Source organism: Rhodopseudomonas telluris (assembly GCF_042432815.1).
GTDB lineage: Bacteria > Pseudomonadota > Alphaproteobacteria > Rhizobiales > Xanthobacteraceae > Rhodopseudomonas > Rhodopseudomonas telluris.
The window spans coordinates 114,396-136,414 of record NZ_JBHLWM010000001.1 but is presented as its reverse complement, the minus strand read 5'-3'; the positions used below and the strand labels follow the sequence as shown (position 1 = coordinate 136,414).

Below are 22,019 nucleotides of genomic sequence, written 5' to 3'. Positions count from 1 at the left end.
TTTGTCGACCTCGACCGTCACCGCACGCGCCTCGCCCGACGCCCTGCTGGCCCTCGCCAGCAAGGAAGGGCGCGGCCGGCTCAAGATCTTCGTCGGCGCCGCTCCCGGCGTCGGCAAGACCTTTGCGATGCTCGCCGCCGCGCGAAGCGAGCAGAGCGGCGGCCGCGACGTGGTGGCGGGTCTGATCGAGACCCACGGCCGGCTCGAGACCGAGCAGTTGCTGCAGGGCCTCGAACTGCTGCCGCGCCGCCCGATCGTCTATCGCAACCGGGTGATGCGCGAATTCGACCTCGACGGCGCGCTGGCTCGCAAGCCGAGCCTGCTGCTGGTCGACGAATACGCGCATACGAATGTTCCGGGCAGCCGCCATCCAAAGCGCTGGCAGGACATCGACGAACTGCTCGCCGCCGGCATCGACGTCTGGACCACGCTGAACATCCAGCACCTCGAAAGCCTCAACGACGTCGTGCTGAAGATCAGCAAGGTGCGGGTGCGCGAAACCGTGCCCGACAAGGCGTTCGACCGCGCCGACGAGATCGTGCTGGTCGACCTGCCGCCCGACGAGCTGCTGAAGCGGCTCGCCCAGGGCAAGGTCTATGTGCAGGACACCGCCGCGCGTGCGGTGGAGAGCTTCTTCAAGCCGCAGAACCTCACCGCGCTGCGCGAGCTGGCGATGCGCCGCGCCGCCGAACGGGTCGACGCCGCGCTGGTCGAGCGGATGCAGGCCCACGCCATCGAAGGGCCATGGGCGGCGGGCGAACGCATTCTCGCTTGCGTCGGACCCGACAGTGGCTCACCGGGCGTGGTGCGCACCGCCAAGCGGCTCGCCGACCTGATGGATGCGCCGTGGATCGCCGTGACGGTGGAGCGCTCCGGCGTCAATCCGGACACCGCCGCCCGCAAGCAGATCGACGAGGCGTTGAAGCTGGCCGAGAGCCTCGGCGCCGAGATTCACACGCTGACGGGCGCCGACATTCCTGACGAACTGCTGCGCTTCGCGCGGTTCGAGAACGTCACCCAGATCGTGATCGGCCGGCCACGCGACACCACATGGCGGCGGATGCTGTCGCGCTCGCTGCCGCTGCAGCTGATGCGGCGCTCCAACGACATCGCCATTCACCTCGTCCCGCCGCACGCCGAGACCGGCGAACGCCCGCCGCGGTCGCTCGCGGCGCGGTTCGAAGCCTCGACCCCGGCCCATTTCCTCTATGCGGCCGTCGCGGTCGCCGGCGCGGTGCTGGTCGGCAAGGGCGTTGGGCAAATCATTCCGGCCGCCAATCTGTCCGTCGTGTTCCTGATGGCGGTGCTGTTCAGCGCCGTGAAGTCCGGGGTGTGGCCGGCGATCTTCGCCTCGGTGCTGTCGTTCCTGGCCTACAATTTCTTCTTCATCGCCCCGCTCTACACCTTCACCATCGCCGAACCCTACGAACTGCTGGCGCTGCTGGTGTATCTGGTGGTCGCCTTCGTGGCCGCGACGCTCGCCGGCCGGCTGCGCGAGCAGGCGCGGATTTCGGCCGGCCGCGTCCGCGCGATGCGGCGGCTGTACGAATTCACCCGGCGGCTGTCGGGCCTCGCCACCAGCGACGACATAGCCGAGGGCGCCGCGAGCGAGATCCACGCCAGCCTCGGCCGCCCGGTGATGGTGCTGCTGCCGCGCGGCGACGATCTGGCGCTGGCCGCCGCCTGGCCGCCGGAAGATGCGCTGGACGAAGCGGAGATGACCGCGGCGCGCTGGGCTTTCACCCACAACGAGCCGGCCGGCTTCGAAACCGGCACGCTGCCGATCGTACCGTGGCGCTTCGTCCCCGCCCGCACCGGCACCACGACCTACGGGGTGATCGGCGTGAGGCAGCAGCAGGGCAGTGCCGCACTGGACGCCGAGGCGCAGGCGCTGCTCGATACGCTGACCGAGCAGACCGCGGCGGCCCTGGAGCGCGCGGCACTGACCCGCGACATGGTCAGCGCCCGCACCGCTACCGAGACCGAGCGGGTGCGCAACACGCTGCTCGCCTCGATCTCGCACGATTTCCGTACCCCGCTGTCGTCGATCCTCGGCTCGGCCACGAGCCTGTCGACCTATGGCGACAAGCTCGACGAGGCCGCGACGCGGGACCTGCTCGCGAATATCCGCGAGGAAGCCGAAGGCCTCGACGAGATGGTGCGCAACCTGTTGTCGATCACCCGGATCGAATCCGGCGCGCTCGAACTGCGGCGCGACTGGGTCGATCTGCGCGAGATCGCCGCCCGCGTGATCGAGGCGACACGGCGACGCGGCGCCGCACAGCGGCTCGAACTCGACTGGCCCACCGACATTCCGCTGGTGCAGGCGGACGCCGCGCTGGTCGAGCAGGCGCTCGGCAACATCGTCGCCAACGCGGTGGCGCACACGCCGCCGACCTCGCACATCGTCGTCGATGCCGAGGCGAGCGACTTCGCGGTGCGGCTGCGCATCACCGACGACGGCCCGGGCATTGCCGCGGCCGACCTGCCGCATATCTTCGAACGTTTCGTGCGCAGCTCGGGCGACACTTCGCCGTCGTCCGATCGCGGCCAGGGCGTCGGATTGGGGCTCGCCATCACCAAGGGAATCATGGAAGCGCATGGCGGCGCGGTGTCGGCAGTCAGCCCGGTGGCGGATCAGCACGGCACGCGCTTCGTGCTCACCTTCATGCGGGACAGGACACAGGAGACGCCCGAGCCATGAGCGTCAAATCGCGCGTACTGGTCGTCGACGACGAACCGGCGATCCTGCGCTTCCTGAAGCCGGCGCTGGAAGCCAACGGCTACGATGTGGCGCATGCCGCGACCGTCGCCGAGGCGATCAAGCGGATCGCCGCGGATGCGCCCGACATCGTGCTGCTCGACCTCGGCCTCGCCGACGGCGACGGCAAGGAGGTGATCCGGCAGGTGCGCGCCTGGTCGGACCTGCCGATCCTGGTGCTGTCGGCGCGCGAGCGCGAGGCCGAGAAGATCGAGTCGCTCGATCTCGGCGCCGACGACTACGTCAACAAGCCGTTCAACACCGGCGAGCTGATGGCGCGGATGCGCGCCGCGCTGCGCCACCGGATGCAGCGCAAGGCCGAACCGGTGACGCTGTCGGTCGGCGGCATCGAGATCGACGTGCTGCGTCATCGCGTCACCCGCGACGGCACGGAGATCAAGCTGACGCCGAAGGAGTTCGAACTGCTCGCCTTCCTGGTGCGCCATGCCGGACGCGTCGTCACCCACCGCCAGATTCTCGCCGCGGTGTGGGGCCCGGCGCACACCTCCGACACGCAATATCTGCGCGTGTATATCGGCCAGCTGCGCCAGAAGATCGAAGCGCGCGCCGACGCGCCGCAGATCATCCTCACCGAGCCCGGCATCGGCTATCGGATCGGCGAGGCCGGCTGACGCCGCACGCAGACCCGCATGCCGTGCGCGAGGATTGTCGTGGCGTGACGGCGTGTGGTTTGATGCGGCGCGCCGCGCGTCCGCGCAGGCGATCTCCCACGCACGCAGCGAGAGCACAGTCCGACATGGCCGACCAGTTCAGCAATCTGCAGCAGATCCGCAAGCGCGCGGTCGTCTCCAAGGGCGGCATCGTCGCAGCGCAATCGCGCCGTGCGGCGGAGGTGGGAGCGCAGGTGCTGGCGGCGGGCGGCGACTGCATCGACGCGGTGATCGCCACCACCTTTGCGCTCGGCGTGCTGGAGCCGTGGATGAGCGGCATCGGCGGCGGCGGCGCGATGGTGCTGTACCGCGCCCGCGACGACAAATACGAAGTGATCGACTACGGCATGTGCACGCCCGGCAGCCTGCGCACCGCGGACTATCCGCTGACCGGCGCCGGCGCGGCATCCGATCTGTTTCCCTGGCCGCGCGTCAAGGACGACCGCAATCTGCACGGCCCCGGCTCGGTCGCCGTGCCGGGTGTCGTTGCCGGCATGGAAGAAGCGCATCGCCGCCACGCGCGGATGCCCTGGAAAGAGCTGGTTGCGCCGAGCATCAGGCTGGCCGGAGAAGGCCTCGCGGTCGACTGGTGGACCACGCTGATGATCGGCAGCGCCGCGGCGGATCTGCGCCGCTACGCGGCGAGCACCGCCTCGTATTTGCTCGACGGCCTGCCGCCGCAGGCGCCGTGGGGCATCCAGTCCGAAACGCGTATGTCGCAAGAACGGCTCAAGGCGACGATGGCGCAGCTCGCCGCGAAAGGTCCGCGCGATTTCTATGAGGGCGATCTGGCTCACAGCATCGCGGCCGACATGGCCGCAGCCGGCGGCTCGCTGACGGTCGACGATCTTGCAGCATTCCGCGCGCATGTGCGCGAGCCGTTGCGGATTCCGTATCGCGGCGGCGCCGTCTATGCGACTCCCGAACTGACTGCCGGCCCCACCCTCGCCCACACGCTGCGCGTACTGACACAGGAGCTGCAGCCGCAGGGCGGCGATCCCGGCACCGAGGCCTATGCCGCCTATGCGCGCGCGCTGCAATCGGCTTACGCAGAGCGGCTGTCCGACATGGGCGATGCCGACGGCCGACGCGCGCTCGGCGCCGAGCATCTGGCGCCGGCCTGCACCACGCATTTCTCGATCGTCGATCGCGACGGCAACATGGCAGCCGTGACGCAGACGCTGCTGTCCAGCTTCGGCTCGAAATTCGAAACGCCGCAGACCGGCATCATGATGAACAACGGCATCATGTGGTTCGACCCCGAGCCGAACCGGCCCAACTCACTCGCCCCCGGCAAACGCTGCCTGACGAACTACACGCCAGTGGTGGCGCAGGCGGCGGACGGTCGCCGCTTCGCGCTCGGCGCGTCCGGTGGGCGGCGCATCCTGCCGGCGGTCGCACAGATCCTGTCGTTCGTGATGGACTACGGCATGGATCTCGATGCAGCGATTCATCAGCCGCGGATCGACGCCAGCGAGGGCGCGGTCGTGATCGGCGACGTGCGCCTTCCAAATGCGACGCGCACGGCGCTGGCGCAGCGCTTCACCTATGAGGAGGCGCGCGTGCAGACGGTGCCGATGAAGTTCGCCTGCCCCAGCGTCGTGCTGCGCGAAAGGGACAGCAATTCCGGGGTGACCGAAATTGCTCAGCCATGGGGCGACGCCGTCGCCGAAAACTGAGCGACCGCAAGTCAGAACAAGTTTCGCGCAGTTACCACGTACAACTACGTGGGCACCTGCGCGAACTACGAAGTCGTACACACCATAGAGATGAAGACCGATGTAATCATCGCGATCTAGTTGGTGGCGATCCTGTCGCGGACGTTTTACAAGCTTCGACTAAACAGGTTTCCGCCCGGCCGCGCACTCGGCCTCACCCTGTGAACGACCGCGATGCCCGAAACCTGCCGTGAGCACAAGCTGGCGACCCCATGCCCCACTTGCTCGGGCCGGATGCTGTTGATCGGCTCGCTGCCGAACCTGCCGCCGCGCAGGCGCGTCTCCGTATTCCGCTGCGAGAACTGCGATTACGTGATCGCTCAGGAAGACGCGAGCGCCAGCGCCTTCTCCGCATCGTTGCTGCGCGCGTCGGCCAACCAGGGGCCGTGAGGCTCCGCGCGCCACGGACCGTGCACTTCCTCGGACGGCAGGAAAAAATCCGGACCGGATGCCGATGCAAGCGGTGTCTTCGTGCTTCGTGACAGCTCACTGTTTTTCAGGAACGCGGACAGCGCCCTGAATTTTTCCGGCTTGAACGATGTCAGTTCGTCGAGCTGCGCGATGGCGTGCTCGCGCCCCTCCGGATCGGCGATCGAAACCCTCCAGCCTTCGCTTTCCCACACGCGCGCTTTGGCGAGCGCGATCAGTGCGCTGCTGCGCACGCTCTGCATCTTCTCGTCGTTGCGGATGGCCGTGACGGTGTAAGGCAAACGTCGATTCCTTGTCGTTGTCGCCGCCGGAGACTGGCCGAGGCCTTTGGCCGCAATTCGCCACCACGATGGCGAATTTGCGTTCTCGATTTCCACAAGGTGGGATGATTGCAGCTCGCCACTCGCAGCTGCGGGCGCGTGGCGACGTCCGCGGCGGTCAGCTCACGCCGGTGGGACCATCGAGCAGATGGCGGACGCGGCGAATCAGATCCGTGCGGCGATAGGGCTTGTTGATGATGTCGAATTCTTCCGACGAGGCGTCGTGCTGTTCCAGCACGGCCTCCGAGTAGCCCGTCGTCAGCAGCACCTTGAGTTTGGGCTGACGCTTGCGCGCCTCGCGCGCCAACACGGCGCCGTTCATGCTGCCCGGCATCACCAGGTCGGTGAAGAGCAGATCGAACCGCGTTTCGGCGTCGAGCAGTTCGAGAGCCTCGCGCGCATTGCTGGCCATCTCGGTGCTATAGCCGAAATCCTCCAGAATGGAGCGCGCCAGCTCGGCGACCTCGGGCCGATCCTCCACCACCAGAATGCGCTCGCTGCCGGCGCGATCCATCGCCATCGGGGCGCGGATCGACGGCTTGGGCAGATCCTGTGTCGTCGCTGGGAACAGCAGCTGCACGGTCGTGCCATGACCGATTTCACTATAGATATGCGTGCTGCCGCCGGACTGGCGCGTGAATCCGTACACCATGGCGAGGCCGAGGCCGGTGCCCTTGCCTTCCTCCTTGGTGGTGAAGAACGGCTCGGTGACACGCTTGAGGATGTCGGGCGCAATGCCGTTGCCGGTGTCGGTCACCTTGAGCGCCACATAGCGGCCGCCCCGTGGCACACCGAATTGCAACGTGTCCTCTTCGGCAATCTCCTTGTTCTCGGTACGGATCGTCAGCGTGCCGCCGTTCGGCATGGCGTCGCGCGCATTCACGAACAGATTGAGCAGCGCGACCTCGGCCTGGGTCTGATCGATGCGGCTGTTCCAGAGGTCGCTCTGCGTCTTCACCTGCACGTCGACGTTTTCGCCGAACGTCCGGCGCGCGAGTTGCACCAGCGTCTCGATCATGTTGTTCAGATTGATCGGCCGGCTGTCGAGCCGCTGCTTGCGGGCAAACGACAACAATTGCTGCGTCAGCGTCGCCGCGCGGGTCGCCGCCGAACGGATATTCTCCACCGCGCGCTGATGCCGCGGCGCCATCGAGTCGGCGGCCGACTGCAGCGTGTCCGCGTAGCCAATGATCACCTGCAGCAAATTGTTGAAGTCATGGGCGATGCCGCCGGTGAGCTGGCCGATCGCCTCCATCTTCTGCGCCTGCACCAGCGAGGTCTCGGCATCGCGGCGGCGCGAGACGTCGAGCTGCGAGCCGAAGAAGTAAACCAACTCGCCCTCCCGGTTGTACACCGGGCTGACGAACAGCGCGTTCCAGAATGCGGCGCCGTTCTTGCGATAGTTGAGGATCTCGACCGCGATGTCGCGACGATTGGCGATCGCGTCGCGCACCATGTCCACGGTGTCCCGATCGGTCTCCGGTCCCTGCAGGAATCGGCAATTGCTGCCGACGATCTCGGACAGTTCGTAGCCCGTCATCTCCAGGAAGGCGCGATTGCCGAAGATGATCGGATTGTCGGGCTGCCGCGGGTCGGTCACGATCATCGGCATCCGCGTGGTCTCGACCGCCGCGAAAAAGATGTCGTGATTCTGATGACTGAGATCGATGGCATCACCGCGATCGACAACGGCGCGTTCGCGGTGAGGCTTATCGTCGGACATTCAGTGGGGGCTCCTTAGCGGCGGCACGGGATCGGTAATGCTGCAGAGACAGTTCCGTTCCGGTCGCCGGGTTCCGCACGACCGCGCCCCGCTGCAAAACCGCTCAAATATCCAATAAACGCATGGTTCGCTGCAAAAACGAATCATCGTTCGCGTCGGCCGCAAGATCGTGGACGGCGCCATCCCGACTCAGCGACAGTCGCCGCCACGTCTTCGTCTGGGAGAAATGCCCCATGTCGCCGGTCTCACTGGTTCTGAACATCTTCTGGATCGCCCTCGGCGGCTTCTGGATGGCGGCGGGCTGGGTGCTCGCCGCGGTGATCATGGCGATCACGATCATCGGACTGCCCTGGGCGCGGGCATCGTTCAGCATTGCGGCCTATACGCTGTTCCCGTTCGGCTACATGGCTGTGCCGCGCGACATGGTCACCGGACGCGACGACGTCGGCACCGGTCCGCTGGGCCTGCTCGGCAACATCATCTGGTTCGTGTTCGCCGGCTGGTGGCTGGCGCTCGGTCATCTGGTTACGGCCGTCCTGCTCGCCGTCACCATCATCGGCATCCCGTTCGCCTGGGCCCACATCAAACTCGCCGGCATCGCGCTGTGGCCGATCGGCAAGGCCATCGTCCCGGCGGAGTGAAGGGCTGCCGGCAGAACTGGCGCCGACGATGACCCAATCTTTGGGCGGCAGTTTTTGGCTCTCTAAGGACAGGCGGACGCCGTATGTCCTCCAGCCTGTCGGCCACTGCGAACGTATCGCCCCACCCGTCTCACCCGTTGCCGACCCGCCGCCAATCGGCTACAGGAACGGGACACGCACCCGTAGCTCAGCTGGATAGAGCGTTGCCCTCCGAAGGCAAAGGTCACACGTTCGAATCGTGTCGGGTGCGCCATTTCGGTTAAAGCCGGGCACTCCAAAACCTGCCGGTTTCGCGCTTGATGCGGCGATAAGCGTGCGCAGGACCATGCTTTTTGACCCCATGGTGCGAAGCTCTTTCGCGTCCACTTCGACCCGTTGGGCCAGCGCACGGAGGTGGGCGCGGCGGTAGCCGCCGCCTCGGTCCGCATCTGTCTGCGGGTCTGGCTGGCGAACGTCTTGAGCGTCGCGGTGCGATGCTGGGTCCGGCTCGATCGACCGCTCCGTCGGCCCGGCCTGTGTCGGCGCGCGCCTGATAGCGAACCGCCTTCAGCTCGGTCACGCGCTCTTTGAGCATCGGATTCGAGACGTCAGCGACTCCGTTTCGATGGCGTCGGCTGAGATCCGCGACCAGCTCTGGGCCGGTAATGTGCGGCATAGTCAATGTGGACCCGAGGACGGACGAGGCAGAGCCGACGCGAATGCCCTCCCGGAGCAACCAGGACATCAGCACGCGCAGGTGTTGAGCTACTCGGCATGATAGTCCAGCTTTGTTGCGCCTGAGATAATCGGTCTCGCTTCAGCTCATCCCAGAACTGTGTTCTCTCGGCGATGGTCTCGCTGGTCGCTTCATCCGTCCGTCAGCAAGAGGTACACGCACCCCGCCGCAATCGGCATACAGGCGACGAGAATCATGAGCCAGAAGCCGGGTTCGAGCAAGAAGCCGTAGTCGTCATCCTCGCAAGCGGTCGCGCGGGCGCCGCTGGTGCCGCGCCAGCTTTGATCGGCCACAAAGAGCGACTGCCGCGGTTCCGCTGCGGCAGCCACCCCGCGCGTCGTCCGTTCTCTGGAGCGGCATCGCGGAGAATGCGGAAGCGCGTGCATGTTAGTTGCCCTTGTTAGTTGCCTTGCCGAAACTGCGCGTGAGCAGTTTTGCAGTTTCGGCCGATGCAGGAACGCGATGCCAGACTTGGGTCTGACCGAACGTCTCAATCGCGAGATAGCCGCGCACGGAGAGACTCTTGCCGTCGCCGCTCAGATCCATACGCGCGCGGTACTCGGCACCATCACGCGGATTGAGAATGCGGCCGCCTTCGTATGCGAGCCCCTTTCGCTGCATGCCCTTGATGAAGACGAGTCCTAGCACCGGAGCGTTCTTCTGGTCTCCCTCGCATCTGATGCAACGTTCGGCCGCCGGCTCCTCTCCGGCGTCCGGAAACATCTTCACGATTTGGCCTTCATAGACGCCGTTCTGCTCCGCAATCCGAAACCAGCCCTGCGGTCGGCCGGAATGGTCGGCCAGTTCCCAGATGCCGTCAGCGGTCAGCTCGGCGCCCTTCGATTCAGACATGTAGGTGGATGCGGAGAGGACAATCAGCATCGTGAGAATCTGCCTCGGGGTGCTGAGCAGGATGGCGGCAAGAAATCGTTTCACTGGGTTACTGTTCCCTGGTCGGTGCGGGGGGAATGGTGCTTGGCTCCCTTGTCTGTCCAGCCCGGCGGCAGGCCGATGCCGTCTCCGATCAGGCCGACGAGGCCCGGCAATCTTCCGAAGGCTTCGCAGGCTGGATATTTGGGTGCCTCGCCGAGGGCAGCCATCAGCGCGTTGGCCGACGGAGCTGAAGGGAGGCCGCCGAACGGCGTCTTCCCGATCACGAGCATCTTGCTGAAATCGTCACCGAACGATGCCGCGAGACCGTAGGCATCGCCTTCCTCGGCCACCCGACCCGGATCGAGCGCTGTAGCGCCGCGCCCCCAGATCATCGCGGCTTTTTGGTTGCCGCGATCGTCAGTCGCTTCGGCCTCAAGCGACAGGCTGCCTAGGCCGATCGGGATGCGAGGAATGGGGACTGGTACGCCAGGAAGAAGCACCGTCTTCGCCACGAACGCGCCTTTCGACAGGCCGACCGCAACGGCGTTCGTTGGTGTCACGTGGGTGATGACGGCGCGCACGGTGAGATCGGCCGGCTCCGCTGCGCTCACGACCCGAAAACGCTCACTCAAACCGTAACAGAGTGTCCTGTCGGCGGCATTCGTGACGAGGCTGCGCTGTATAGCCGTGAGCGGAGCGATGCCTTCGGGGTCTGGAAACGCCGTCGGGACAATCCGCACCGTCTTCGCTGCAAGTACGTCTTCCCGGCTCACCTTCAGGAGTGAGCGGGTCACGAGCCCGTCCGACGGCCTGAGATCGGCATAGTCGTGGAGCGATCCGGCACGGTTCAGGGGCGCGGTGGCACATCCCGACAGCAATCCCGACAGCACCACCGCCGTGCAACACGTGAAGTCGGCCGAACGGCGAGGGGACGGCGCGGGAGGGGCCATAAGGATGGTTTCCAGGGACGGTGAATAATTACACTAGGGTGTAATTTTAAAGTGCGGCCGTTTTGTGAAATTATCGCACTCAAGTGTAATTTTACTTCGGGCGCGATTGATGGGAAAAGGTGCTCATGAGAGACCTGCAGCCGAAACAGGACGTTTCCCAAAAGCCGGAGGGCCTTCGCGAGCGAAAGCGGCGAGAGACGTCGCAGCGCATCTCCGACGTCGCGCTCGAGCTGTTTCTGGACAAGGGCTTTGATGCGACGACGCTGGATGAGATCGCCGAGAACGCCGGCATCTCGCGCCGGACTTTCTTCTATTATTTCGCGAGCAAGGACGACATTCTCACCGCCTACCTGGGCCGCCGCACGGACGAACTGAGGGCGGCTGTGCTCCAGAGCGCATCGGCCGGCGAGCCCATCGATGTCGTTCGCAACGCATTGCTCACGCTCGCGTCCAAGTTTGGCGATCGCACAACGATCGCGACAGCTGGGCTGGTGTCGGGCAGCACGTTCTTGGGCATCCGCAGTCAGGGCCGGTATCTGACATTCGAGCAAGCTGTTGCCGACGCTCTGATCGAGATTTGGCCGAAGAAAGAGCGCCGCGACGGCTTGCGGTTGGTCGCCATGGTCTCGATCGGTGCCCTGCGGCTCGCCGTCGATGGCTGGCTCGAACACGGCGGCAAGCGTCCGCTCGCGAAGTACATCGAGGACGCCTTCAGGAATTTGAAGGCCGAGATCTAGGCTTCAAGAACAAAGCCAACTCGGACCGCGCGAATATGATCACCGCGGGATCGGAGTGGGCACCAACGCTACTAAGCCGCGTCACGCCTCGCGCGCGCACTTCCTCACCAAAGTCGCCTTCTGGCCCATTGGGCTATTCCCAGGGATCGACCGAAATGGCCAAAGCCGAGGGGTAACCGGCCCCGGAAGCGAGAGGATGCCGCCGATGAGGCGTAGCGCAAGACCGCAGCCCATCGCTCGTTATCCGGCCGGATCATCGCGTCGGCGGCCGCTGCGTGATAGCGCGACGACGGAGCATGGTGCCCAACTTCTTCGGCCGCGACGCGCCGTTCCGATCGTGCGCTCTGGCGACACGACGCTCCGGTTGCATTGCTGGCGGAAAGGCCAGCGGGCTACCCGGCGCTGTGTGCAGGGATCGCTGCGAAGCACGAGCAGCTCCGCGCTACGCCGCCCGGCTCTGGGCCTCATCGCCAATCAGGTGGACGCGATTCCGTCCCGCGGCCTTGGCCTGGTAGAGGGCGAAGTCGGCTTCTTCGAACAGGTCGGCGATACGCCGACGATGCGGCCGATTGATCAGCACCGCGCCGATCGAGGCGCTGACCTCGATGCGGCGCCCGTTCCAGAACAGGGGCCGGCTGAGCATCATGATGGTCTGCTGCAGCACGTCGGCGATCCGCGCCGGAGTCCTCGGTGACCGCAGGATGATGGCGAACTCGTCGCCGCCAAGCCGGCCGACCAGGCCGGCATTGTGGAAAGCCCGCCGCAGACGCTGCGCGACCTCGCACAGACAGGCGTCTCCGGCCAGATGGCCGAGCGTGTCGTTGAGCTCCTTGAAGCCATCGAGATCGATCAGGACGAGCGCCGATGCGAAGCCGTAGTTGAGGCTGTCGTCCACGACCTCGCGATAGCGAGCCTGGAAAATCGCCCGATTGGCAAGCCCGGTGAGCGGATCGGTTTCGGCCTGCTGCCGCAGGCGCTCGATCTCCTGCCGGTCGGCGGTGACATCCTGTTTGGCGCCGAAGATCCGCGCCGGCCGGCCGTTCTCCTGCACCGCGTTGATCGACAGACGCATCCAGCGCCTTTCGCCGCGCCAGGTGCGGATCTCGGCGTCGAGCGTGACCGGGCGACCGCTCCGGATCACTTCGGCGCGGGCAAGCTCCATGTTGCGCCGGGATTCCTCGATATAGAGATCGACGATGGCGGCGCGCCGCAGCGGGTTGCCCATCGGATAGCCGAAGATGTCGTAGACACCCGAGGTCCAACTCAGGCGCTCGGTTTCGACATCGCACTCCCAGACACCGATGCGTGCCGCAGTCAGGGCTTGATCATAGAGTCGTGCGCGTACCTCGTCCGACAAAACCGAGGCAGCAGGGTGTTCCCTCATCGTCGATCCGGCAGCGTTACACGACCTTATTCAAGCACCGTCCAGCCTAGGACCGCGACGTTAATGATCCCTCTATCCGCAGCTGCGTCGTCCCGGCGCAGGAGGCAGTCAGTCCTCGCTTATCGGCATCGATCAATGCCAGACTCGTGGACGAGTGGCAGGCGTCTCAGACCGCGCGCTCGAGTTCCACGGCGAGCGCCAGCAAATCCTCGTCACAGCCGCGGCCGCCGATCAGCGACAGGCCGAGCGGACAGCCGTCCAGCGTCGCGAGCGGCAGCGACAGTTGCGGCAGACCGGCATGGCCGGCTGGGCACAGCAACTCGATCGAACGGGCGCGGAAGGCTTCGAGCGCATCGCCCGAGGAGTTGCGCAGCGGCGCAATGCCGGGCGCAGTCGGCGCGATCAGCACGGCGTCTTCGACCAGTTGCAGCATCTTCGCGGTGATACGCTGGCGCAGTGCCTCGGCATCCGCGACTTCGGCCGGATCGAGTACGGCAGCAGCGGCGAAGCGCTCCTTCACGCCGGGACCGAACGCCGGCTTCACCTCGGTCACCCAAGCGCCATGCGCCGCCCAGGCATCGCGCGACTGCAAAACACGGAACGTATTCCGCCACGCCGCACGTTCGTCACCCGCAACTTCCACCGGCTGCGGCGTCCCGAACAGCGCGGTCAGGCGGGTCAGGCCAGGCTGTAGTGCCTCGACAGCGCGCGGCTCGATTGCGTCGAACAGATCCTGCGCGATCAGGACACGTGCCGGCCGTCGCGGCGCGTGGACGTTGTCGAGCAACACGTTGCCGATCGTCGCCATCAGCTCGGCGCTTCGCGCGAACCAGCCGACCGTGTCGTAGCTCGGCGCCAGCGGCACGGCGCCATCCAGCGGGATGCGGCCGTGCGTGGTGCGAATGCCGTAGATGCCGCAATAGCTCGCCGGCAGCCGCACCGAACCACCGGTGTCCGAGCCGAGCGCAAAGTCGACCAGCTTGCCGGCCGTGGCCGCCGCCGAGCCGCTCGACGAGCCCCCCGGAATGCGGCCCGGCGCGGCCGGATTGATCGGCGTGCCATAATGCGCGTTCTCGCCGTTGAGGCTCCACGCCATCTCGTCGGTGCGAGTCTTGCCGACCATCCTGCCGCCGGCATCGAGCAAGCGATCGACCACCGGCGCCGAACGCTCGGGCACCGGATGCGTCGTCAGCCATTCCGGGCTTCCGGCACCAGTCGGCACGCCAGCGACGTCGAAAAAATCCTTCACCGCGAAGGTCAGTCCGGCCAAAGGCCCCTGCTGATGCGTCTGTCGTTCGATCAATCCATGCACACAGAACGCGTTCAGCGTGTCGTCGACCGGCATCTCGTCTCCGTCAATTGGTGGTGTCGCCGCGGCGAAATCAGTTCGGCTTGTGCAACATCGCTGCGGGTTTGTCGAATGTCCGAATGCCGCGCTTGAGGCCGAACAGCGGCTGCGCGATCTCGCACACCGCCTGCGCCTTGGTGGCGCAGTCCAGCACGACGAGATCGGCCGGGTTGCCAACCGCGATGCCGTAGTCCGCAAGATTCAAAAGCCGCGCCGAGGCCGACGTCACCATGTCGAGACAGCCGGAGAGTTCGGCGGTGGCGCCGACCTGCGCCACGTTGGCGTAGAGATTGATCATCCGGATCAGCGAGCAGTCACCGAACGGCGTGAACGGGTTGAGCACGTTGTTGGTCGAGATGTTGGCGTTGACGCCGCGCGCGCGCAGCCGATGCGCCGGCGTCACGCCGCGCGGCACGTTATGATCGCTGTCGCGGCCGGTCAGAAACAAATCCGTCGCCGGCAGCACGGTGACGGCCACACCCGCCGATGCAAGTCGATCCGCCGCCGCCTCGAACGCAGCGGTCAGCATCGCCGACAGCTTGGTGACATGGCCGATCGCGACGCGCCCGCCCCACCCGGTCGCATCCGCAATCCGGCAGACTTCGTCGAGATCGAGATGGGCCGGGTCGAGACCGAAATCGAGATGGAAGTCGATGTCGACGTCGAACTCCTTGGCCATCTCGAAGATGCGGCCGATCTGGCCGTGCGAGTCCTTGTCCATATAGGGCGCGCCGCCGACCACGTCGGCGCCTTCGCGCAGCGCCTGCAACATCACCTCGTCACAGCCGGGATCATCGAGCAGCCCCTCTTGCGGAAACACACAAAGCTGCAGATCGACCGCCCAGGCGTAATCCGCCTTGAGCTGCTTCAGCGCGCGGAAGCTCGTCAGGCCCACGCGCGGATCGACCTCGACATGTGTGCGCATCCGGTTGGTGCCGTGCTTGATCGCTTTCTCCAGCGTCTGCGAGGCGCGCCGGTACACGTCCTCTTCGGTGAACGCCTTCTTGGCCTTGACGACCTCGGCGATCGCCTCGTCGAGCGTGCCCATCTCGCAATTGCAACGACCGAGCAGACAGGATTTGTCGAGATGGATATGCGTCTCGACGAAGCCCGGCACCACCAGCCGTCCGCCGCAATCCTGATCCGGCGCGCCGTCACCCGGCAGCCCGGCTTCGATCGCCGCAAAGCGCCCCGCCTGGATGCCGATGTCGACCGCCGGGCCCGGACGGTCAGCGATGGCGGCGTTGCGGAGAATGAGATCGAAGGTCACGACGAAACTCCTGATGCGGTGGGAAGCGGCCGCTCCGGCGCGGCGTCGACATGGCCGAGATACGCAGCCTCGACTTCTGGATCGCTGGCGAGCGCTGCGGCGCTGTCGTCACGCACGATCTTGCCGCTGTCGATCACGTAGCCGCGGTCCGCGACCGCGAGCGCCAGCACGGCGATCTGATCGACCAGCAGAATCGTGATGCCCTCGTCGCGCAAATCGGCGAGCACGTCGTAGAGTTCGTTGATCATCGCCGGCGCGAGGCCAAGTGACGGCTCGTCGAGCAGCAGGATGCGCGGCTTGGCCATCATGCCGCGCGCGATCGCCAGCATCTGCTGCTCGCCACCGGACAGCAGCCCTGCCCGGCCGTGCAGCCGCTCGCGCAGCCGGGGAAACCGCTTCAGCACAGCTTCGATCTCGGCCGCGTAGTCCACATCGCGCCGCGTATTGGCGCCGAGCTCGAGGTTGTCGTAGACGCTGAGCTCGGGAAACACCTGCCGCCCTTCCGGAACCAGCGCGAGGCCGCGCGCGGCGATGCGGTGCGCGGCGATCTTGTCGATGCGCTGATCGTCGAGGATCACGTCGCCGTCGATCGGCCGCAGCAGGCCGGCCAGCGCGCGCATCATCGTCGACTTGCCGGCGCCATTGGCGCCGATCACCGCGACCATTTCGCCCGGCCGGACTTCGAGATTGAGATCCGACAACACCGGCGCGGCGCCATAGCCGGCAACGAGATTGATCGCGGTGAGCACGGCGTCGCGCGAACCGTCCCACGGCGCGTCGCGACCACGCGCCCGCATTTCGGCGCCGCCGAGATAAGCCGCAAGCACTTTCGGATCGCGGCGGATCATGTCCGGCGTGCCGGCGGCGATCGGCGTACCGGCGTCGAGCACCACGATGTGGTCGGAGATCCCCATCACCAGCCGCATGTCATGCTCGACCAAAATGACCGCGATGCCGAGATCAGCGATCCGCCTCAAAAGCCCGCTGAGCGCGTCCTTGTCGGAGGCCATCAGGCCGGCGGCCGGCTCATCGAGCAGCAGCACGCGCGGCCGCATCGCCAGCGCGCGGGCGATCTCGACGAGTCGCCGATCGACATGCGGCAGGTCGCCGGCGGTTGCGGCGAGCGGTCCGCGATAGCCAACGAAGGCGATCAGCGCTTCGGCGGCGGATTCATCAGCAGCTATTGCGGCGGTGCTGACCATCGAACCGAGCTTGCCGCCGTGCATCGCGATCAACACGTTGTCGACGACGCTCATCGTGTCGAACAGTTTGGTCGTCTGGTAGGTGCGGCCAATGCCGGCCCGCGCCACGCGCCAGGCCGGCGCGCCGGCCAGTTCCGCGCCGCCCAAGCGGATGCTCCCGGCGCCCGGTTTATAGAAGCCGCCGATCATGTTGAGCACGGTGGTCTTGCCGGCGCCGTTCGGGCCGATCACGCTGGTGACCTGGCCAGGCTGCGCCGAGAACGACACGTTCGACGCGGCCTTGATGCCGCCGAAGCTGATGCCGATGTCCGCGACCTCGAGCGGATCGCTGCGCCCGGCATTCGCTAAGTAAGCACCGACATCGCCCGGTGCCGCCGGCCGCGGGTCGGTCCGCCGCATCAGCCGCGCCAGCGTGCCGAGCACGCCTTCCGGCGCCAGCCACAGCACCGCGAGCAGCAGCGCGCCGAAGAACAGCAGACGATACTCGGCGAGTTGCGACAACAGTTCCGGCAGCACGACGGTGATCGCAGCGCCGACCGCCGGACCCAACACCCAACCGGCGCCGCCGACGATGCAGGCGAACAGGAACAGGATCGACTGCGAGAACGGAAACGAGTCCGGCGCCACGAAAGCGAGTAGCGAGGCGAAGATGCCGCCAGCGAGCCCGGTGAACACCGCCGACAGCATGAACGCCGCCGCCTTGACGGTCACCGGATTGAGCCCGATCGATCGCGCCGCGACCTCGGCGTCGCGCACCGCGACCATGGCCCTGCCCCACGCCGAGCCAGCCAGCCGATGGAAGAAGTAGGTCGCCGCGCCGGCGAGGCCGATCGCCAGCAGCGCCATCTCGCGTTCGGTGAAGACATGGCCGCCGATCGCGGGCGGTGGCAGTCCCATCAGGCCATTGGAGCCGCCGGTGACGCCGCGCCACTCGATGGTGAGATGCTGGACGATGAAGGCGAAGGCGATGGTGATCATCGCCAGATACGGCCCCGTGACCCGCAGCGCCGGCAGCGACAGCAGCAAACCGATCGCGCCGGCGATCAGGCCGGCGAGCGGCAGCGCCAGCCAGAAGCTGATGCCCTGCAGCGTCAGGATCGCGACCGTGTAGGCACCGATCGCGTAGAAGCCGACATGGCCGAGCGAGATCTGCCCGGTCAGCCCGACCAGGATGTTGAGGCCGACGCCGACCACGCAGGTCAGCGCCACCATCGCCAGCACGAACGGCGCGTAACCTTCCGCCCGCGCCGCGTACAGCGCGGCGACGAGCGTGAGCAGCAAAATGGCGGCGGGCGTCGCGTAATTGCGCAGAGGTGATCGCGGCTGCATGGTCAGACCTTGTTGATCGCTGCGCGGCCGAACAGGCCGTTCGGCATCAGCGCCAGCGCCAGGATGACGACCGAGAACACCACGATCTGGGTGTAGACCGAGCCGAGGAACGAGGTGACCAGCGCTTCGATCAACCCATAGACAAGGCCGGCGATCACCACGCCCCACGCCGAGCCCATGCCGCCAAGGATCGCGACCGCGAACGCCTTGATGCCGAACAGCGTGCCCATCTCCGAACTGACGCTGAACAGCGGCGCGATCAGGATGCCGGCGAGGCCGGCGAGCGCGGTCGAAACCATGAAGGAGATCGCGATGGTGCGATTGACGTTGATGCCCATCAGCCGTGCCGCATCCGGATTCTGCACCACGGCGAGCAGCGTCTTGCCGCGCCTTGTATGGCGCAGCAGCAGATGCAGCGCCAGCGCGCAGCCGATGCCGACCAGCGGGATCAACAATTGCAGCGGATAGACGCCGGCGCCGAAGATGCGGATCGGCTGACTCGCGAGCGGCGACGGAAAGCCGCGGGGCTCCTTGCCGAAGGTGAACAGCACGATGTTGTCGAGCACGATGCCGGCCGCGACCGTCGCCATCAGCCAGGCGTTCGAGCCGCGCGCCACGAACGGCCGCACCAGGAAGCGCTCGATCACCAGCCCGACCAGCGCACAACACGTCAGCGCCGCCAGCACCGCCAGCGGCATCGGCCAGCCGTAGCGGATGCCGAACGTGTAGCCGAGCACGGCCCCCAGCATCATCGCCGAGCCTTGCGCGAAGTTGACGGTGCTCGACACCACATAGGTGATGTGAAAGCCGAGCGCGATCAGCCCGTACATGCTGCCGAGGCCGATACCCGAGATGATGGCGGAAGCGAGCATGGTAGTCCGTAAGGGTTGTCGCAATTACAAATTATCGTTTGTCATTCCGGGGCGCGCGAAGCGCGAGCCCGGAATCCATAACCCCTGTGCTTTGTTGTGAATGCAGCCGTCACGACGGCTGTGCCGACACGCACGCTCGGGGGTTATGGATTCCGGGCCTGCCCCTTCGTCGGCTGCGCCGACGCAGGGGCAGGCCCGGAATGACGAACGTGGGCGTTGTTGCCGAACCTCAATTCGTCAGCGGCAGGATTTCGTCGCCCTTGAAGTAGGTGAAGATGTAGTCCGAGGGCGACAGTGCGTCGTGGTTGTCCTTGGTGAACGGCTTGCTGTAGGTCTTGATTAGGCCGTCGTAGCCGCCGATCTCGTAGAAGCCGTCGCGGATCTTGGTGCCGTCGGTCGAGCCGGCCTTGGCGATCGCCAGCGCGGTCAGATGCATGGCGTCGTATGCGTTGGCGATGCCGACGGCGGGCGTGACATCGGCGGCGGATTTGATCTGCGGATATTTCGCCTTCAGCGCCTCGAACACGGTCGCCGCCTTCGGGCTGGTGTTGCCGGAGAAGCTGAAGGTCTGGATGAAGTGGACCTTCTCGGCGCTCGGCCCGGCGAGCTCGGTGAAGCGGCCGCCGGCCGGTCCCCAATGCGACACCACCGGCACGTTCCAGCCCATCCGGTCGAGCGACTTCACCACCTGCGCGGAGGGCGCGACGTTGGCGACCATGAACAACGTATCGGCGCCGGCATCCTTCAGGCGGGTGAGCTGCGGCACCAGATCGACGTCGCCGGTCTCGAATTTCTCCACGCCGGCGTTCGGCATATTCTTCGTGGCGAGCGCCGCCTTCAGCCCCGCCTCGTTGGATTCGCCCCAGGGGTTGTTGATCAGGATCATGCCCGGCTTCTTGGCCGCGTACTTCTTGACCGCGTAGTCCACCAGCGCGACGTCGACCAGCGCATCCACGGCGGAGACGCGGAACACGTAGTTCTCGGCGGCGCCGTTGCGAGTAATCGGCGTGCCGGCTGCCCAGACGCCGATGAACGGAACCTTGGACTGATTGGCGAACGGCACGATCGCCATCGACACCGGCGTATCGATGCCGCCGAAATACGCCACCACCTTCTCGCGCTGCACGAGTTCGCGCGCCGCGATCACGCCCTTGGCGGGATTGCTTTCGTCGTCGCGCACCACCAGCTCGACCTTCTTGCCGAGCACGCCGCCCTTGGCGTTGATGTCGTCGATCGCCAGCGACAGCCCGCGAACGATCGCCTCTCCCGACTTGGCCGACTGTCCGGACATCGCCGCGACCAGCCCCACCTTGACGGTCTCCTGGGCCCAGGCCGGCACGGCGGCCAACGCCAGCGACGTTGCGCCTGCGGCAATCAGCAAGCGGCGCGAAATTCTCGGCAATGCGAACATGCTCACAGCCCTCTCTCCAATGGATGCGGACTGAAGCTAGCAAGCGCTGTGCCAGACGGCGGTGGTGCGGAATCGCGGCAGAGTCGCGCGAAACCCCGTCAAATCGGAGTTTCAGCGCATCAGGCTGCTCAACATGCAGACAGCGGTCGCCCAAATCGTATACAATCTTGACCACGAACGGATACGATTTTTGGCACCCGGCTTGCTTCGGTCGGCACGTCAGACAATGTCACGGAGATCACTTCATGTCCCAGGTCCACCCGGTCTCGGCGCCCGCAACGGCCAACGACACCGCGGCGGCGGCCGCGCTGGTCGAACGCTTTCTGGTCGCCTCGATGGTTCCCGATCCCGAGACGGCGGCGACCTACATGGCGCCGGACGTCGCCATCACCTTCACGGGCGGTCGCAAATTCACGCATCCGCGCGACGCCACGGCGTTCAACGCCAGGCGCTACAAATGGGTGAAGAAGAAGATGGAGCGGACCGACGTCGCGCCGGGCGACGGCGAGACCGTCGTGTACAATACCGGCACGCTGTACGGCGAATGGCCCGATGGCACGCCCTTCGAAGGCAACCGCTACGTCGACCGCTTCGTCGTTCGCGGCGGCAAGATCGTCAAGATGGACGTCTGGAACGACAGCGCGGAACGGCTGCTGACGCAACGGGGGATCGAAGCGTAGCGACGTTGAACGCATGCGGTTGAGTGGGACGAGAAACTCTCCTCGTCATTGCGAGCCGAAGGCGAAGCAATCCAGAAATGCCGCGCACGGCGCTGGATTGCTTCGTCGGCTTCGCCTCCTCGCAATGACGAACTGAGAGGCACTACGTCCTTCTCGAAGAAGCCTTCTTGCCCTTTACCTGCGCGGCATCCTTCACGTACGGCTCGAGGATGTCCTGAATGTCGCGCTCGGGCTGCGGCTGTTCGAAGATCATCGCCCGGTCCGCCACCGCGTCGAGATGGTGATCCATCAGCGTCATTGCCGCCGGAACGTCGTTGGACGACAGCGCCGCGATCAAGGCGCGATGCTCGCTGACGGCGCAATCCGACGAATGCGGCCGGCTGAACCGCGCCAGGATCAGGCCGCAGCGCGACGCGACTTCGCTGACATAGCGCTCGAGCACCGGATTGCCCGTCATTCCCGCAAGCTTGATGTGAAAGTCCGTCGCCAGCCGGATCGACAGCGGCACGTTGCTGCCGCGCGCCTCTTCCTCGGCGTCGACATGCTGCTTGAGCTGTTTGATCTGCTCGCGGGTCAGCCTGCCGGCGAGCCGCGCGACCACCAGCCGTTCGAGGCCGATCCTCACGTCGAAGATATCCCTCGCCTCGTTCCAGCTCGGCGTCGCCACTGCCGCCCCGCGATTGCGGCGCAGCTCGACCAGGCCTTCGGCCGCCAGCCGGGCCAACGCCGCGCGCACGATAGTGCGGCTGGCGCCGAACTTCTCGCCGATCGCATCCTCGGGCAGCTTGGCGCCGGGCTGCAGCGCCTGCTCGATGATGGCGTGCCACAGCGCCTTGTAGATCACCGCGCCGCGATCGGGCGCTCCGGGTTTGTCGGCCATGGTCTTCGACGCCGCTGAACTATCCTGATGAATTGCCACAGCAGCAAGCCGAATGCAATTTGCGACGCGTAGCAAGACTGATGCGCGATACGGCAGATGCCGCAA

At 66.1% G+C, this 22,019-nt stretch carries 18 protein-coding genes and 1 tRNA gene; 7 read left to right on the top strand and 12 right to left on the bottom strand.

Annotation, left to right across the window (positions count from 1 at the left end):
* The first annotated feature begins 1 nt into the window (after window position 1).
* From ACFFJ6_RS00640 to ACFFJ6_RS00630, 3 genes are all read left to right on the top strand, one after another.
* Entirely contained in the window at window positions 2-2,704 is a 2,703-nt protein-coding gene (locus tag ACFFJ6_RS00640; RefSeq protein ID WP_378383292.1) for a DUF4118 domain-containing protein, read from the top strand.
* Window positions 2,701-3,393: a response regulator gene (locus tag ACFFJ6_RS00635; protein ID WP_378383290.1), complete on the top strand. Its 693-nt coding sequence runs from the start codon at window positions 2,701-2,703 to the stop codon at window positions 3,391-3,393. Before ACFFJ6_RS00640 ends, ACFFJ6_RS00635 begins: the two co-directional genes overlap by 4 nt.
* A 125-nt stretch (window positions 3,394-3,518) precedes the next feature.
* Window positions 3,519-5,111 (top strand): gamma-glutamyltransferase family protein, encoded by a 1,593-nt coding sequence (locus ACFFJ6_RS00630; protein ID WP_378383288.1) that lies wholly within the window; start codon window positions 3,519-3,521, stop codon window positions 5,109-5,111.
* A gap of 359 nt (window positions 5,112-5,470) precedes the next feature.
* Here the strand turns inward: ACFFJ6_RS00630 and ACFFJ6_RS00625 are convergent, their stop codons facing one another.
* The gene (locus ACFFJ6_RS00625) at window positions 5,471-5,860 is read right to left on the bottom strand and encodes a hypothetical protein (protein ID WP_378383286.1); all 390 of its coding nucleotides are present in this window, start codon (window positions 5,858-5,860) and stop codon (window positions 5,471-5,473) included.
* Window positions 5,861-6,017: 157 nt separating this feature from the next.
* The gene (locus ACFFJ6_RS00620) at window positions 6,018-7,622 is read right to left on the bottom strand and encodes a hybrid sensor histidine kinase/response regulator (protein WP_378383284.1); all 1,605 of its coding nucleotides are present in this window, start codon (window positions 7,620-7,622) and stop codon (window positions 6,018-6,020) included.
* 233 nt (window positions 7,623-7,855) lie between these two features.
* Here ACFFJ6_RS00620 and ACFFJ6_RS00615 point away from each other — a divergent pair, with 233 nt between their 5' ends.
* Window positions 7,856-8,263 carry a YccF domain-containing protein gene (locus ACFFJ6_RS00615; protein ID WP_378383282.1) on the top strand — a complete coding sequence of 136 codons (408 nt, stop codon included), beginning with the start codon at window positions 7,856-7,858 and terminating at the stop codon, window positions 8,261-8,263.
* A gap of 176 nt (window positions 8,264-8,439) precedes the next feature.
* Window positions 8,440-8,516, top strand: a tRNA-Arg gene (locus ACFFJ6_RS00610).
* Between the two features lie 593 nt (window positions 8,517-9,109).
* Here the strand turns inward: ACFFJ6_RS00610 and ACFFJ6_RS00605 are convergent.
* From ACFFJ6_RS00605 to ACFFJ6_RS00595, 3 genes are read right to left on the bottom strand one after another with little or no spacing between them, the layout of a single operon-like run.
* A complete protein-coding gene (locus tag ACFFJ6_RS00605; protein WP_378383280.1) occupies window positions 9,110-9,307 on the bottom strand; it encodes a hypothetical protein in 198 nt (65 codons plus the stop codon).
* A gap of 58 nt (window positions 9,308-9,365) precedes the next feature.
* On the bottom strand, window positions 9,366-9,914 hold the full coding sequence (locus tag ACFFJ6_RS00600) for a DUF2147 domain-containing protein (protein WP_378383278.1): 549 nt from the start codon (window positions 9,912-9,914) through the stop codon (window positions 9,366-9,368).
* On the bottom strand, window positions 9,911-10,801 hold the full coding sequence (locus tag ACFFJ6_RS00595; RefSeq protein WP_378383276.1) for a DUF3313 domain-containing protein: 891 nt from the start codon (window positions 10,799-10,801) through the stop codon (window positions 9,911-9,913). Before ACFFJ6_RS00595 ends, ACFFJ6_RS00600 begins: the two co-directional genes overlap by 4 nt.
* Window positions 10,802-10,926: 125 nt before the next feature.
* Here ACFFJ6_RS00595 and ACFFJ6_RS00590 point away from each other — a divergent pair, with 125 nt between their 5' ends.
* Complete coding sequence (locus ACFFJ6_RS00590; protein ID WP_378383274.1) at window positions 10,927-11,538, top strand: TetR family transcriptional regulator; 612 nt, start codon at window positions 10,927-10,929, stop codon at window positions 11,536-11,538.
* A gap of 442 nt (window positions 11,539-11,980) precedes the next feature.
* Here ACFFJ6_RS00590 and ACFFJ6_RS00585 read toward each other — a convergent pair whose 3' ends face one another.
* The 6 genes from ACFFJ6_RS00585 to ACFFJ6_RS00560 all read right to left on the bottom strand — a co-directional run bounded on the left by ACFFJ6_RS00585 (window position 11,981) and on the right by ACFFJ6_RS00560 (window position 20,354).
* Window positions 11,981-12,922, bottom strand: a complete 942-nt coding sequence (locus ACFFJ6_RS00585; protein WP_378383272.1) for a diguanylate cyclase domain-containing protein — start codon at window positions 12,920-12,922, stop codon at window positions 11,981-11,983.
* 166 nt (window positions 12,923-13,088) lie between these two features.
* Window positions 13,089-14,267, bottom strand: coding sequence for an amidase (locus ACFFJ6_RS00580; RefSeq protein WP_378383270.1), 1,179 nt, complete (start codon window positions 14,265-14,267; stop codon window positions 13,089-13,091).
* A 37-nt stretch (window positions 14,268-14,304) separates the two neighbouring features.
* Window positions 14,305-15,540, bottom strand: coding sequence for an amidohydrolase family protein (locus ACFFJ6_RS00575; protein ID WP_378383268.1), 1,236 nt, complete (start codon window positions 15,538-15,540; stop codon window positions 14,305-14,307).
* Window positions 15,537-18,071 (bottom strand): branched-chain amino acid ABC transporter ATP-binding protein/permease, encoded by a 2,535-nt coding sequence (locus tag ACFFJ6_RS00570; RefSeq protein WP_378383266.1) that lies wholly within the window; start codon window positions 18,069-18,071, stop codon window positions 15,537-15,539. Before ACFFJ6_RS00570 ends, ACFFJ6_RS00575 begins: the two co-directional genes overlap by 4 nt.
* 2 nt (window positions 18,072-18,073) lie before the next feature.
* Window positions 18,074-18,943, bottom strand: a complete 870-nt coding sequence (locus tag ACFFJ6_RS00565; RefSeq protein ID WP_378383263.1) for a branched-chain amino acid ABC transporter permease — start codon at window positions 18,941-18,943, stop codon at window positions 18,074-18,076.
* Window positions 18,944-19,172: 229 nt separating this feature from the next.
* Complete coding sequence (locus tag ACFFJ6_RS00560; RefSeq protein WP_378385680.1) at window positions 19,173-20,354, bottom strand: ABC transporter substrate-binding protein; 1,182 nt, start codon at window positions 20,352-20,354, stop codon at window positions 19,173-19,175.
* Window positions 20,355-20,599: 245 nt separating this feature from the next.
* Between ACFFJ6_RS00560 and ACFFJ6_RS00555 the strand changes: the two genes are divergently transcribed.
* Entirely contained in the window at window positions 20,600-21,034 is a 435-nt protein-coding gene (locus ACFFJ6_RS00555) for a nuclear transport factor 2 family protein (RefSeq protein WP_378383261.1), read from the top strand.
* 142 nt (window positions 21,035-21,176) lie between these two features.
* Here ACFFJ6_RS00555 and ACFFJ6_RS00550 read toward each other — a convergent pair whose 3' ends face one another.
* Window positions 21,177-21,914, bottom strand: coding sequence for a GntR family transcriptional regulator (locus ACFFJ6_RS00550; RefSeq protein ID WP_378383259.1), 738 nt, complete (start codon window positions 21,912-21,914; stop codon window positions 21,177-21,179).
* Window positions 21,915-22,019 lie beyond the last annotated feature (105 nt).

Bases quoted from the DNA above. Each gene is read 5' to 3' on its own strand.
- ACFFJ6_RS00585 (WP_378383272.1), bottom strand. From the start codon at position 12,922: ATGAGGGAACACCCTGCTGCCTCGGTTTTGTCGGACGAGGTACGCGCA.
- ACFFJ6_RS00550 (WP_378383259.1), bottom strand. From the start codon at position 21,914: ATGGCCGACAAACCCGGAGCGCCCGATCGCGGCGCGGTGATCTACAAG.
- ACFFJ6_RS00555 (WP_378383261.1), top strand. From the start codon at position 20,600: ATGTCCCAGGTCCACCCGGTCTCGGCGCCCGCAACGGCCAACGACACC.
- ACFFJ6_RS00635 (WP_378383290.1), top strand. From the start codon at position 2,701: ATGAGCGTCAAATCGCGCGTACTGGTCGTCGACGACGAACCGGCGATC.
- ACFFJ6_RS00580 (WP_378383270.1), bottom strand. From the start codon at position 14,267: ATGCCGGTCGACGACACGCTGAACGCGTTCTGTGTGCATGGATTGATC.
- ACFFJ6_RS00565 (WP_378383263.1), bottom strand. From the start codon at position 18,943: ATGCTCGCTTCCGCCATCATCTCGGGTATCGGCCTCGGCAGCATGTAC.
- ACFFJ6_RS00590 (WP_378383274.1), top strand. From the start codon at position 10,927: ATGAGAGACCTGCAGCCGAAACAGGACGTTTCCCAAAAGCCGGAGGGC.
- ACFFJ6_RS00560 (WP_378385680.1), bottom strand. From the start codon at position 20,354: ATGTTCGCATTGCCGAGAATTTCGCGCCGCTTGCTGATTGCCGCAGGC.
- ACFFJ6_RS00630 (WP_378383288.1), top strand. From the start codon at position 3,519: ATGGCCGACCAGTTCAGCAATCTGCAGCAGATCCGCAAGCGCGCGGTC.
- ACFFJ6_RS00620 (WP_378383284.1), bottom strand. From the start codon at position 7,622: ATGTCCGACGATAAGCCTCACCGCGAACGCGCCGTTGTCGATCGCGGT.
- ACFFJ6_RS00595 (WP_378383276.1), bottom strand. From the start codon at position 10,801: ATGGCCCCTCCCGCGCCGTCCCCTCGCCGTTCGGCCGACTTCACGTGT.
- ACFFJ6_RS00615 (WP_378383282.1), top strand. From the start codon at position 7,856: ATGTCGCCGGTCTCACTGGTTCTGAACATCTTCTGGATCGCCCTCGGC.
- ACFFJ6_RS00570 (WP_378383266.1), bottom strand. From the start codon at position 18,071: ATGCAGCCGCGATCACCTCTGCGCAATTACGCGACGCCCGCCGCCATT.